This is a genomic window from Pseudomonas sp. DWRC2-2 (assembly GCF_049897885.1).
Taxonomy (GTDB): domain Bacteria; phylum Pseudomonadota; class Gammaproteobacteria; order Pseudomonadales; family Pseudomonadaceae; genus Aquipseudomonas; species Aquipseudomonas azotoformans_A.
The window spans coordinates 95,090-107,294 of record NZ_JAFCXD010000008.1; the positions used below are offsets into that span (position 1 = coordinate 95,090).

Here is a 12,205-nt window from a genome sequence, read left to right on the forward strand (position 1 = left end):
GACAAATCTGATAGCGCCAATCCAATATCTGAAATTTATTCATATATTTCAAAAGCTTAGCTAATTGGCACACATCTCGCTATAGCCCCTCCCTACAGCAACACCCCACAAAAATAACAATCCGATGGAGACACACCATGAGTGTGATCATTGCCCTGGCAGCGCTCGCGTTGCTGATGCTGGCTGCCTACCGTGGCTATAGCGTTATCCTGTTTGCCCCCATCGCCGCCCTCGGCGCTGTGCTGCTTACCGACCCGTCCGCCGTCGCGCCTGCCTTTACCGGGGTGTTCATGGAGAAGATGGTCGGCTTTATCAAACTGTATTTCCCGGTGTTCCTGCTCGGCGCGGTGTTCGGCAAGCTGATCGAGCTGTCGGGCTTCTCGCGCTCCATCGTTGCCGCAGCGATCCGCTTGCTCGGCACGCGCCAGGCGATGCTGGTTATCGTCCTGGTCTGCGCCCTGCTCACCTACGGCGGCGTGTCGCTGTTTGTGGTGGTGTTTGCGGTGTACCCGTTCGCGGCGGAGATGTTCCGCCAGAGCAATATCCCGAAACGCCTGATCCCGGCGACCATCGCCCTCGGCGCATTCTCGTTCACCATGGACGCCCTGCCCGGCACGCCGCAGATCCAGAACATCATCCCCAGCACTTTCTTCAACACCACGGCCTGGGCCGCGCCATGGCTGGGCCTGATCGGTACGATCTTCGTGTTCTGCGCCGGCATGCTGTACCTGGCACGCCAGCGCAACAAGGCGCAACGGGCCGGTGAAGGCTACGGCACCGAACTGCGCAACGAGCCGGAAACGGCCGACAACCTGGCGCTGCCCAATCCCTGGATCGCGCTGTCGCCGCTGATTCTGGTGGGCGTGATGAACCTGCTGTTCACCCACTGGATCCCGCAGTGGTACGGCAAGACCCACAGCCTTTCCCTGCCAGGGATGACCACGCCGGTGACCACCGAAATCGCCAAGCTCACCGCGATCTGGGCGGTGCAAGCGGCGTTGCTGGTGGGCATCGTCATGGTGTTGGTGTTTGGCTGGTCGGCCATCAAGAGCAAACTCGCCGAAGGCAGCAAAAGTGCGGTCAGCGGTGCGTTGCTGGCGGCGATGAACACCGCGTCCGAATACGGCTTTGGTGCCGTGATCGCCTCGCTGCCAGGCTTTCTGGTGCTGGCGGACTGGCTCAAGGGCATCCCGAATCCACTGGTCAACGAAGCGATTACCGTGACCCTGTTGGCCGGTATCACCGGCTCGGCGTCGGGTGGGATGAGCATCGCCCTGGCGGCCATGTCCGAGAGCTTTATTTCGGCGGCCCATGCGGCCAATATCCCCCTTGAAGTGCTGCACCGCGTCGCGGCCATGGCCAGCGGCGGCATGGACACCCTGCCCCACAACGGCGCGGTGATCACGCTGCTGGCGGTCACCGGCCTGACGCACCGCGAGGCCTACAAGGACATTTTCGGTATCACGATCATCAAGACCCTCGCGGTGTTCGTGGTGATCGGTACTTTCTACGCCACCGGCATTGTGTGAGGTTTTCATGACGACATTGAACGGCAAGACCGCCCTGGTCACCGGCTCCACCAGCGGCATCGGCCTGGGGATTGCACTGAGCCTGGCCAAGGCCGGCGCCAACCTGATCCTCAACGGCTTCGGCGACGCCAGCGCGGTGATCGCCCAAGTACAGGCGTTCGGTGGCAAGGTCGGCCATCACCCGGCGGACGTCAGCGACCCGGCGCAAATCGCCGACATGATCGCCTACGCCGAGCGTGAATTCGGCGGCGTGGATATCCTGGTGAACAATGCCGGCATCCAGCATGTGGCGGCGGTGGAAGACTTTCCGGCCGAGCGCTGGGACTCGATCATTGCGATCAACCTGTCGTCGGTGTTCCACAGCACGCGCTTGAGTTTGCCGGGCATGAAGGCCAAGGGCTGGGGACGTATTGTCAATATCGCCTCGGTGCATGGACAGGTCGGTTCGGTGGGCAAGGCGGCGTATGTAGCCGCCAAACACGGTGTGATTGGCTTGACCAAGGTCGTCGGCCTGGAAACCGCCACCAGCAACGTGACGTGCAACGCCATTTGCCCCGGCTGGGTGCTGACGCCGCTGGTGCAAAAGCAGATTGATGACCGTGCCGCCGCCGGCGTCGACTCGCAGCAGGCGCAGCATGATCTGTTGGCGGAGAAGCAGCCGTCCCTGGAGTTTGTGACACCGCCGCAATTGGGCGAGTTGGTGCTGTTTTTGTGCAGCGAAGCCGGCAGCCAGGTGCGCGGCGCCGCATGGAATATCGACGGCGGCTGGCTGGCACAATAACAAGAGGCCCACTATGTCCGACATCCTCTGGCAACCCTCCCCGGAACGCATCGCCCACACGCGGATGGACCAGTTCCGGCGCTACATCAACCAGCGCTACAGCGTGCAGCTGCGCGACTACCCGGCGCTGCATCAGTGGAGCATCGACCAGCGCGCGGATTTCTGGCGGGCGATCGTGGAATACTTCGACGTGCAATTTCGCAGTCCGCCCACGGCGGTGCTGATCGAAGACGCCGAGATGCCCAGCGCCCAATGGTTTCCCGGCGCGACCCTGAACTTTGCCGAACACCTGTTGCGCCGCCGCGACGATCACCCCGCCGTGGTCGCCCTCAGCGAAGACGGCCAGCGCAAGCAATTGACCTACGCCGAACTGGCGGCCCAGGTCGCCGGCCTGCAAAACAGCCTGCGGGCGGCCGGTGTGGTCCAGGGTGACCGCGTCGCGGCCTGCATGCCCAACACCTGGCAAACCCTGGTGGGCATGCTTGCCACCACCAGCCTGGGCGCGATCTGGTCGTGTTCGTCGCCGGACTTCGGCACCCAGGGCGTGATCGACCGGTTCGGCCAGATCGAACCCAAGGTGCTGATCACCTGCGCCGGTTATCGTTATGCCGGCAAAACCATCGACCAGACCGCCAAGCTCAATGAAATCCTCGAACGCCTGCCGTCGCTGGAGCAGTTGATCGTCGTGCCGTACGCGCGGCACCAGGCAAGGATCGAGGACTATCAAACCCACGCCCGCGTCGCGCTGTGGCAGGACTTCTACCAGCCCGGCGGCGCGCCTGAATTCGTCGCGGTGCCGTTCGACCATCCGCTGTACATCCTCTATTCCAGCGGCACCACCGGCGTGCCCAAGTGCATCATCCACGGCACCGGCGGCGTGCTGCTCACCCACCTCAAGGAACACGGCCTGCATGCCGACCTGTCCCGCGAGGACTGCCTGTTCTACTACACCACCTGCGGCTGGATGATGTGGAACTGGCTGGTGTCGGTACTGGCCATCGGCGCCACGGCGGTGCTGTATGACGGTTCGCCGTTTCATCCGGGGCCCGAGCGCTTGATCGACCTGATCGACGCCGAGAAGATCAGCGTGTTCGGCACCAGCCCCAAGTTTCTCGCCACCTTGGAAAAAGCCGGCTTGCAACCGCGCCTGAGCCACGACCTGGGCAGTCTCAAAGGCTTGATTTCGACCGGTTCGCCGCTTTCGCCCCAGAGCTACGACTACGTGTACCGCGAGATCAAGGGCGAGTTGTGCCTTTCCTCCATGTCTGGCGGCACGGATATCGTCTCCTGTTTTGTGATCGGCAACCCAGTGCTGCCGGTACGTCGCGGCGAAATGCAGTGCAAGAGCCTGGCGATGGCCATTGAGGTGTGGGACGACCAGGGCCAGCCGTTGGTCGGCGAAAAAGGCGAACTGGTGTGCACCCGGCATTTCCCGGCCATGCCGATTGGCTTGTGGAATGACCCGGAGCGTAAAAAACTGCACGCTTCGTATTTCAGCCAGTTTCCCGGCGTCTGGGCCCAAGGGGACTACGCCGAACAGCGCCCCAACGGCAGCCTGCTGATCCACGGGCGCTCCGACGCGGTGCTCAACCCCGGCGGCGTGCGGATCGGCACGGCTGAGATCTATCGCCAGGTGGAAAAAGTTCCACAGGTGCAGGAAAGCCTGGCCATCGGCCAACGCTGGCAGGACGACGTGCGCGTGGTGCTGTTCGTACGCCTCAACGAGGGTGTCGAGCTGGACGACGCGCTGGAGCAGCAGATTCGCCAGGTGATCCGCGCCAACACCACACCGCGCCATGTGCCGGCGAAGATCCTCGCTGTCACCGATATCCCCCGCACCATCAGCGGCAAGATCGTCGAATTGGCGGTGCGCAATGTGGTGCACGGTGAGCCGGTGAAGAACACCGACGCCCTGGCCAACCCGCAGGCACTGGAGCAGTTTCGCAACCGCCCTGAACTGGCTAACGGATGAAAGGTTTCAGCGCTGACGCACTCATTTGAAGACAAACCCAGAATGCGTGCTATTTTTCGGGGGTAGTCACCCATTCCCAAGTCACGGGATAATGGGTGTTGTCATCTTTCAAAGCGTTACGCTCAGGGCTTTTTCATGATTGGAACATCCACCGGTAGCGAAGCCGCTGCATTGATTGCGCGGCTGGACTGGGCGCAAAGCCCGCTCGGTGAGGCCAGTGATTGGCCGCAAAGCCTGCGCACCGCCGTGGATATTGTCGTCCACTCGCCGATGCCGATGCTCCTGCTGTGGGGCGACCACCTCACGCAGCTCTACAACGATGGCTTCGCCCAACTCGCCGGCAACAAGCACCCTGAGGCGATGGGCCAGCCGGCGCATCAGACCTGGCCGGAGCTGGAAAGCTTTACCGCGCCGATCTATGACGCCGTACTCACAGGCGAGGTGCGCACCTTCAGCGAGCAGCGCTTCGTGCTGCAACGCAACAATCGCGACACGGAAATCTGGCTGGACCTGACCTACAGCCCAATCCGCGATGAAAGCACGCGCGTGGCCGGGATTCTGGTCACCGCCATCGAAACCAACGAACGTCGCAAAGCCCAGCACACTACCGAACAACGCTTGCAGTTGGCCTTGGCCGCCACGGACGCGGTCGGCACCTGGGATTGGGATATCGGCGAAGACCGCTTTATCGCGGACGCGCACTTCGCCTACTTGCACGGCGTCGACCCCAGCGATGCGCGTTCGTTGCCGATCAGCGATTACCTGAACGGCGTGCACCCGGAAGACCGTGGCATGGTGGCGCGCAGCATCAAGCACTGCATCACCTTCGGCACCGAATACGCCGAGGAATATCGCCTGTTGCAAGCCGATGGCCAGGTACGCTGGGTGTTCGCCCGTGGCCGTTGCTACAAGGATCATCAAGGCCGCCCGGCACGTTTCCTCGGGGCCGCGCTGGACCTCACCGAGCGCAAGAACACCGAGCAGGCCTTGCGTCAGAGCCAGACCGAGTTGCAACTGATCATCAACGCCATGCCGGTGTTGATCGGTTATGTCGACCATGAACAGCGCTTTCGCCTGAACAACAGCGCGTACCTGGAATGGTACGGCATGACACCCCAGGAGCTGTACGGCAAGACCATCCGCGAAGTGCTCGGCGACGAGGTGTACGCCGGGCGTGAAGACAAGATCGCCGCCGCGCTCAAGGGCAAGGCCTGCAGCTTCATGACCATCACTCCGCACCACGATGGCCGTCCGCGCCATGCGTTGATGAAGTACCTGCCGCGGTTCAGCAATGACGGTTCAGTCAATGGTTTCTACATCTTCGTGATCGACGAGACCGAACGCAAACTCACCGAAGAAGCCCTGCGCCACCTCAACGAAAACCTTGAAGAGCGCGTGGCTCAGCGCACCCAGGCCCTGGCCGAAGCCAATCAGCGCCTGCAAAACGAGATGTACGAGCGTGAGCGTGCCGAAGACGCGTTGCGCCATGCGCAGAAGATGGAAGCCGTGGGCCAGCTCACCGGTGGCATTGCCCATGACTTCAACAATATGCTCACCGGTATCATCGGCAGCCTGGACCTGATGCAGCGCTACATCGCCGCCGGGCGCAGTGACGAAATCGGCCGTTTTACCGATGCCGCCGTGTCCTCCGCCCATCGTGCGGCCGCCCTCACCCACCGTCTGCTGGCATTCTCACGCCGTCAGTCGCTGGACCGACGCCCGCTGGACCCCAACCAATTGGTCGCCTCCCTGGAAGACTTGTTCCGTCGCACCAAAGGCGCGCACATCGGGCTCAAGGTGCAACTGGGCCACGACATCTGGCCGGTGAACACCGACGCCAGCCAACTGGAAAACGCCCTGCTCAACCTGGTGATCAACGCCCGCGACGCCATGCCCGACGGCGGCGAACTGCTGATCGAAACCGCCAACAGCTATCTGGACGGCACCGACATCACCACCCTTGAACCGGTCAAGGCCGGCGACTACGTGATGCTCGGAGTGTGCGACAACGGCACGGGCATGGCCCCGAAAATCCTGGCCAAGGCGTTCGACCCGTTCTTCACCACCAAACCCATCGGCCAGGGCACAGGCCTGGGGCTGTCGATGATCTACGGGTTTGCCCAGCAGTCCGGTGGTCATGTGACCATTCATAGCGAGCCGGGCCAGGGTACGTGCGTACGTCTGTACCTGCCGCGCCTGTATGGCACGGCGCTGGAAAGCAGTTTACCTGCCAGCCTCGGTGAAGCGCCGGTAGCTCTGGCCGGCGAAGCGGTGGTGGTGGTCGAGGACGACCCGGCAGTGCGCATGCTGGTGGTCAATGTGCTCGACGAACTGGGTTACACCGCGCACCAGGCGGCGGATGCGCGGGCGGCACTGCCGCTGCTGGAGTCGGACCTGCGCGTGGACTTGCTGGTCACCGATGTTGGCCTGCCGGGCATGAATGGCCGGCAATTGGCGGAGATTGCCCGCCAACACCGGCCTGGCTTGCGCGTCTTGTTCATGACCGGTTATGCCGAAAAAGCCGCCGAACGCCAGGGATTCCTGGAGGACGGCATGGACATGGTCGCCAAGCCGTTCTCCATCGACCTGCTGGCCACTAAAATCCGTAGCATGATCAGCGTCGACGAATGAGTTCAGGCATAATCGCGCGCCGTCGCACACCTGGTAGAGATCAATGAAAGCCCAAGCCCGTCATATCCTGGTGAAAACCAGCGAAGAAGCCGAACAACTCAAGCAGCGCATTGCCAAGGGCGAAGCCTTTGATGTGTTGGCCAAGAAGTACTCCACCTGCCCGTCCGGCAAGCGTGGCGGCGACTTGGGTGAAGTGCGGCCGGGGCAGATGGTGGGGGCGATTGATGCGGTGATCTTCAAGAAGCCGGTGAAGGTGGTTCACGGGCCGATCAAGAGCAAGTTCGGGTATCACTTGGTGCAGGTGTTTTACCGCGACTGACAGGCATGTAGCCGGCCCATTGTGGAGAGCGGGCTTGCTGTGGCGAGCGGGCTTGCCCCGCGTTGGAGTGCGCAGCGCTCCCGCTTTTTTTGGGGGCCGCTGCGCAGCCCAACGCGGGGCAAGCCCGCTCGCCACAACAGATCCGCTTAACCTTTGGGGATGAGTGCGCCAGGCACTTGGATGACCCGGCTTGCCAACCGATGTCCCGCTAACGCGGCTTGCTCAGGCGAACAACCTTTAAGCCGACTGGCCAAATACGCCGCACTGAACGAATCCCCCGCCGCTGTCGTATCCACCACCTTTTCCACCTTCAGCGCCGGCACCGCAAAGCGCTCACCCTTGCAGCGCATCAGACATTCCTCCGCCCCACGCTTGAGCACCACCTCTTCAGTCTCCGGATACGCCGCGAACACCTGTTCACTGTCGGCATAACCAAACAGCGCGCGCTCATCGTCTTCGGTCAATAGGGCGATATCCACCTCGGCCAACACACGGTGATATGCCGTGCGTGCCGCTTCAACACTGGCCCATAGACGCGGACGATAGTTGTTGTCGAACACCACCTTGCCTCCTCGCCGACGGGTCTCGACCAGGGTTTGCAGCAAACGCTCACGGCCGATATCACCCAACACCGCCAGGGTGATGCCGCTGAAATACACCACGTCGTAGTCCGGCAAAGCGGCCAGGATCGGCTCGGCGGCGGGCGTGGTGAAACAGTCACGCACGGCGGCTTCGTTGCGCCAGTAGAGGAATTTGCGTTCGCCATTGGCGTCGGTCTGGATGCAGTACAAACCCGGCAGGCGTCCGGGCAGGCGCTGGACCCTTTCCAGGCCCAGGCCTTCCTGCGCCCATTGCTGGCACATGGCATCGCTGAAGCTGTCATCGCCCAGGGCGGTGACATAGTCGACGCTGCCCGTTTCGCCCAGTTCGCGGCGCAGGTATACCGCCGCATTTAAGGTGTCGCCGCCGAAGCTCTGGTGCAGGCTGCCGTCGGCGCGGTGTTGCAGTTCGATCATGCATTCGCCTATCAGGGCGATGCGTGGGGACAAGCGGGTCATGGCTTTACACTCAGAATCGGGTTTCCAGAGATTCGATCACCTGCAACTGTTCATCCACCAGGCAGCCGACCTGCCACTTGTCGAACGTCAAACAAGGGTGGGATGTACCGAACGAAATGATGTCGCCAATACGCAACTCAACCCCCGGCGCCACGGTCATGAACGCATGCTGGTCCATCACCGCCGTGACCTTGCACGTGCCCACGTCATCACCTTCTGCCGGCAAAATACCGGCCTTGTAGCGTTTGAGCGGCACCGGCAAACCGGCGTCGTAGGCCACGTCACGTTTGCCCAGGGCGATCACCGCAAAGCCCGGTTCGGGCAACGATTGCACATGGGCCCAGACTTCCAACGCCGGGCGCAGGCCTTCGCTGAGGTCGCTGCGACGGTCGAGCACGCAGCATTGCGCCTCTTTGTAGATGCCATGGTCATGAGCTACGTAGCTGCCAGGGCGCAACACGCTGAGGAAGCGGCCGGCGGCGTTCTGCTCTTCAAACGACTCGGCAATCAGGTCGTACCAAGCCGATCCCGACGCAGTGACGATAGGCTTGGGCAGGTCGAAAGAGCCGTTGTTCTGCAGGTCTACCGCCAGGCGCACCAGGCTGGCGGCGAAGTCGCGGATGCCGCTGATCGCATGCTCGCCATGGATCACGCCTTCGTAGCCTTCGATACCGGTGAGGGCCAGGGCCGGTTGGGCCTTGATCGCCTTCGCCAGGTCACGCACTTCCTGCTCGCTGCGGCAGCCGCAACGACCGCCGACCACACCGTATTCGATCATCACGTTCAGGCGCAGGCCACGGGCGGCGAAGAACAGGCCCAGGTCGGCGACGTTGTCCGGGTGATCGACCATGCAGTGAAAGTCGAAGTCCTTATCGACCAACAGGTCAGCAATCAGCGCCATGTTCGGCGCGCCTACCAGTTGGTTGGCCATCAGCACGCGACGCACGCCACCGGCATAGGCTGCACGGGTCTGCACGGCATTCGCCAGGGTGATGCCCCAGGCGCCCGCTTCAATCTGGCGCTGAAACAGCGCCGGCATCATGCTGGTCTTGCCATGGGGCGCCAACTGCGCGCCGCTGTTGCTGACGAAGTCCTGCATCCAGCGGATGTTGTGTGCCAGGGCGTCACGGTGCAGCACCAGGGCAGGCAGGCTGACGTCACGGACCAGGTGGGCCCCAACGGCGGCGGCGCCTTTTTCAACGGCATTGATGGCAGACATGGAAAACTCCTATTCGTTGATACGCCGGGCCAGGTTGTTGGCGCTGTCGATCAACACCCGGCGATAGTCGTTGTAGTTTTTTGTGGCATCGGCGCGTGGGGCGACGATGCACAGCGTCGCGATGCTGATGCCTTGCGCGTCCCGCACCGGGGCGGCAAAGCAATGGGTAAAGGTGTCGGCCACGCTGTCGAAGGAAAAGAAGCCCTCGACGGTGGCCTGACGGATTTGCGCCAGGAAGGTCTCCAGCGGCAGGCGCTGGCCGTCCGGCAGGATGAAGTCATCGTGATCGATCAGGTCGATGATCTGCTGGTCGCTCAAGTGCCCCAGCAACAGGCGTCCGGAAGCGGTCCACGGAATGGGAGCGTTTTCGCCGATGTCCGAAGAAATACGGAAATGCCGCTCGCCCTCACGCATCAGCGCCACCGTGTATTTGCGCCCGTTGAGTAGGCACATCTGCGCGGTCTCGTGGGTCTGGCTGACGATCTCCTGCAGGGCGTGATCGGCCTCGCGGGTCAGATCGAAATGGCGCAGGTGCGCTTGGCCGAGAAAGTACAGCTGGCGGCCGAGATAGACGTGACCGTCCTTGCCCACCGTTTCCAGGATGCGCCGCTCAAGCAGCGACGCCACCAGTTCGTAGACGGTGGACTTGGGGCTGCCGATGCCGCTGGCAATATCATTCGGGCGCAGGGGCTGGCCGATTTCCTTGAGAAAATCGAGGATATCGAATGCACGGTCCAGGCCTTTGGCGCGGCGTTTGATGGTGTCTTCGGTCATGGCAGTTGTCGGTCCGGTCAGAAGGTTGCTATCAACACATATCCCCTGTGGGAGCGGGCTTTAGATCCAGGCATTTAGCCTTTTTTCTTGTACGCCACGCAATCGATCTCCACCTTGCAATCGACCATCATGTTGGCCTGCACGCAGGCCCGCGCCGGGGCGTGTTCCGGGGTGAAGTACTCACCGAAGACCTTGTTGAAACTCCAGAAGTCCCGCGGGTCTTCCAGCCACACGCCGACGCGCACGACATCTTTCAATTCGTAACCGGCTTCTTCAAGGATCGCCACCACGTTGCGCATGGTCTGGCGGGTCTGTTCGATGATGCCGCCGGTGATGATTTCGCCGTCCACCGCAGGCACTTGGCCTGAGACGTACAACCAACCATCGGCTTCCACCGCACGGGCGAAAGGACGGGGCTGACCACCGCCGGCTGTGCTACCGGCACCGTAACGAGTAATGCTCATAAAAAAGGCTCCTGATTAAAAACGAATGTTCTTGAGAAATTCCGCCAGGCGCGGCGATTGCGGGCGTTCGAAGATGTCCTTCGAGGTGCCCTGCTCTTCAATGCGGCCCTGGTTCATGAAAACGATCTTGTCCGAGACTTCGTAGGCAAAGCGCATTTCGTGGGTGACCAGCAACATGGTCATGCCCTCTTCCGCCAGGCCTTTGATCACGCTGAGCACTTCGCCCACCAACTCCGGGTCGAGGGCCGAGGTGACTTCGTCGAACAGCATCAGGCTGGGGTTCATGGCAATGGCGCGGGCAATCGCTACACGCTGTTGCTGACCGCCGGACAGCTGACCGGGAAAGTGATTGCGACGTTCCAGAAGGCCGACGCGGTCCAGCCATTTTTCTGCGAGTGCGACGGCTTCGTCCTTGCCCATCTTCTTGACCTTGAGCAGGCCAAGGGTGACGTTCTGCAAGGCCGTCAGGTGCGGGAACAGGTTGAATTGCTGGAACGCCATGCCGGTCATCGCACGGTGCTGGGCAATCACCCGCTCGGGGTGGCGCACGCGCTTGCCGGCAATTTCGCTGTAGCCGATGGACTCGCCATCCAGGGTGATCTGCCCGCCCTGGAACTCTTCCAGCAGGTTGACGCAACGCAACAGTGTTGTCTTGCCCGAGCCGCTGGAGCCGATCAAGGTCACCACGTTGCCACGCTGCATGGACAGGTCAACGCCCTTGAGTACTTCCACCTGGCCGTATTGCTTACGCAGGCCACGAATGTTCAGCAGCGGTTGGTTGGTTTGAGATTGATTCATGGCAAGGCCACCCGCTTTTCAATGTAGCGCCCGAATAACTCGATGGCGTAGTTGATGACAAAGAACATAAAGCCTGCGAACAGGTAGAACTCCAGGGTCATGAAGGTGCGTGCGATCACTTGCTGGGTACTGAGCAGCAACTCAGCCACGCCGATCACTGACAGCAAGGTCGAGGCCTTGACGATTTCCGTGGAGGAGTTGACCCAGGTCGGCAAAATCTGGCGCAGCGCCTGGGGCAGCAGCACGTAGCCCAGGGACTGGTAGAACGTCAGGCCGATCGCCTTGCCCGCTTCCAGTTGCCCACGGGGAATGGCTTGCAGCGCGCCGCGCACGATCTCGGAGACGTGGGAGCCACAGAACAGCGTCAACCCGACCGCACCGGCCTGGAACGCGGTGATCTGCCAACCGAGCGCCGGCAGCATGTAGAAACACGCGAGCACCAGCACAAACACCGGCGTACCACGGATCAGGTCGACATACAGCCGGAATGGCGCACGCATCCAGAACTTGCCGTAGGTCAGAATCAACCCGGCGACAATGCCGATCAGGGTGCCAAAGATAATTGCCAACGCAGACACATAAACGCTGGCCTGAAAGCCCGCCCAGAGGGTATCCCGGGCGATCCACAACTCATGCAGCCAGCTTGGGGACTCGTACATG

Annotated in this window: 11 protein-coding genes; 5 read left to right on the top strand and 6 right to left on the bottom strand. The window is 61.9% G+C overall.

The annotated features are described in order from the left end of the window. The first annotated feature begins 137 nt into the window (after positions 1 to 137). The 5 genes from ACP7EW_RS27905 (at position 138) to ACP7EW_RS27925 (ending at position 7,232) form a co-directional block, all read left to right on the top strand. Positions 138 to 1,529 (top strand): GntP family permease, encoded by a 1,392-nt coding sequence (locus ACP7EW_RS27905; RefSeq protein WP_426221295.1) that lies wholly within the window; start codon positions 138 to 140, stop codon positions 1,527 to 1,529. Positions 1,530 to 1,536: 7 nt separating this feature from the next. Next, on the top strand, positions 1,537 to 2,310 hold the full coding sequence (locus tag ACP7EW_RS27910; protein WP_426221297.1) for a 3-hydroxybutyrate dehydrogenase: 774 nt from the start codon (positions 1,537 to 1,539) through the stop codon (positions 2,308 to 2,310). 13 nt (positions 2,311 to 2,323) lie between these two features. Continuing rightward, the gene (locus ACP7EW_RS27915; protein ID WP_426221299.1) at positions 2,324 to 4,282 is read left to right on the top strand and encodes an acetoacetate--CoA ligase; all 1,959 of its coding nucleotides are present in this window, start codon (positions 2,324 to 2,326) and stop codon (positions 4,280 to 4,282) included. A gap of 135 nt (positions 4,283 to 4,417) precedes the next feature. Continuing rightward, complete coding sequence (locus ACP7EW_RS27920; protein ID WP_426221301.1) at positions 4,418 to 6,913, top strand: PAS domain-containing protein; 2,496 nt, start codon at positions 4,418 to 4,420, stop codon at positions 6,911 to 6,913. A gap of 43 nt (positions 6,914 to 6,956) precedes the next feature. Then, on the top strand, positions 6,957 to 7,232 hold the full coding sequence (locus ACP7EW_RS27925) for a peptidylprolyl isomerase (RefSeq protein ID WP_003174397.1): 276 nt from the start codon (positions 6,957 to 6,959) through the stop codon (positions 7,230 to 7,232). Positions 7,233 to 7,378: 146 nt separating this feature from the next. Here the strand turns inward: ACP7EW_RS27925 and ACP7EW_RS27930 are convergent, their stop codons facing one another. The 6 genes from ACP7EW_RS27930 to ACP7EW_RS27955 form a co-directional block, all read right to left on the bottom strand. After that, positions 7,379 to 8,290, bottom strand: coding sequence for a sugar kinase (locus tag ACP7EW_RS27930; RefSeq protein WP_426221303.1), 912 nt, complete (start codon positions 8,288 to 8,290; stop codon positions 7,379 to 7,381). A gap of 10 nt (positions 8,291 to 8,300) precedes the next feature. After that, positions 8,301 to 9,509 carry an amino acid deaminase gene (locus ACP7EW_RS27935; protein WP_426221305.1) on the bottom strand — a complete coding sequence of 403 codons (1,209 nt, stop codon included), beginning with the start codon at positions 9,507 to 9,509 and terminating at the stop codon, positions 8,301 to 8,303. A gap of 9 nt (positions 9,510 to 9,518) precedes the next feature. Further along, positions 9,519 to 10,283, bottom strand: a complete 765-nt coding sequence (locus ACP7EW_RS27940) for an IclR family transcriptional regulator (protein WP_426221307.1) — start codon at positions 10,281 to 10,283, stop codon at positions 9,519 to 9,521. 74 nt (positions 10,284 to 10,357) lie between these two features. Then, the gene (locus ACP7EW_RS27945) at positions 10,358 to 10,747 is read right to left on the bottom strand and encodes a RidA family protein (protein WP_010210958.1); all 390 of its coding nucleotides are present in this window, start codon (positions 10,745 to 10,747) and stop codon (positions 10,358 to 10,360) included. A gap of 15 nt (positions 10,748 to 10,762) precedes the next feature. Beyond that, the gene (locus ACP7EW_RS27950) at positions 10,763 to 11,545 is read right to left on the bottom strand and encodes an amino acid ABC transporter ATP-binding protein (protein WP_033902339.1); all 783 of its coding nucleotides are present in this window, start codon (positions 11,543 to 11,545) and stop codon (positions 10,763 to 10,765) included. Continuing rightward, positions 11,542 to 12,204: an amino acid ABC transporter permease gene (locus ACP7EW_RS27955; protein WP_016976586.1), complete on the bottom strand. Its 663-nt coding sequence runs from the start codon at positions 12,202 to 12,204 to the stop codon at positions 11,542 to 11,544. Before ACP7EW_RS27955 ends, ACP7EW_RS27950 begins: the two co-directional genes overlap by 4 nt. Position 12,205 lies beyond the last annotated feature (1 nt).

Coding starts and splice junctions, on each gene's coding strand:
- ACP7EW_RS27905 (WP_426221295.1), top strand. CDS start 138: ATGAGTGTGATCATTGCCCTGGCAGCGCTCGCGTTGCTGATGCTGGCT.
- ACP7EW_RS27910 (WP_426221297.1), top strand. CDS start 1,537: ATGACGACATTGAACGGCAAGACCGCCCTGGTCACCGGCTCCACCAGC.
- ACP7EW_RS27915 (WP_426221299.1), top strand. CDS start 2,324: ATGTCCGACATCCTCTGGCAACCCTCCCCGGAACGCATCGCCCACACG.
- ACP7EW_RS27920 (WP_426221301.1), top strand. CDS start 4,418: ATGATTGGAACATCCACCGGTAGCGAAGCCGCTGCATTGATTGCGCGG.
- ACP7EW_RS27925 (WP_003174397.1), top strand. CDS start 6,957: ATGAAAGCCCAAGCCCGTCATATCCTGGTGAAAACCAGCGAAGAAGCC.
- ACP7EW_RS27930 (WP_426221303.1), bottom strand. CDS start 8,290: ATGACCCGCTTGTCCCCACGCATCGCCCTGATAGGCGAATGCATGATC.
- ACP7EW_RS27935 (WP_426221305.1), bottom strand. CDS start 9,509: ATGTCTGCCATCAATGCCGTTGAAAAAGGCGCCGCCGCCGTTGGGGCC.
- ACP7EW_RS27940 (WP_426221307.1), bottom strand. CDS start 10,283: ATGACCGAAGACACCATCAAACGCCGCGCCAAAGGCCTGGACCGTGCA.
- ACP7EW_RS27945 (WP_010210958.1), bottom strand. CDS start 10,747: ATGAGCATTACTCGTTACGGTGCCGGTAGCACAGCCGGCGGTGGTCAG.
- ACP7EW_RS27950 (WP_033902339.1), bottom strand. CDS start 11,545: ATGAATCAATCTCAAACCAACCAACCGCTGCTGAACATTCGTGGCCTG.
- ACP7EW_RS27955 (WP_016976586.1), bottom strand. CDS start 12,204: ATGTACGAGTCCCCAAGCTGGCTGCATGAGTTGTGGATCGCCCGGGAT.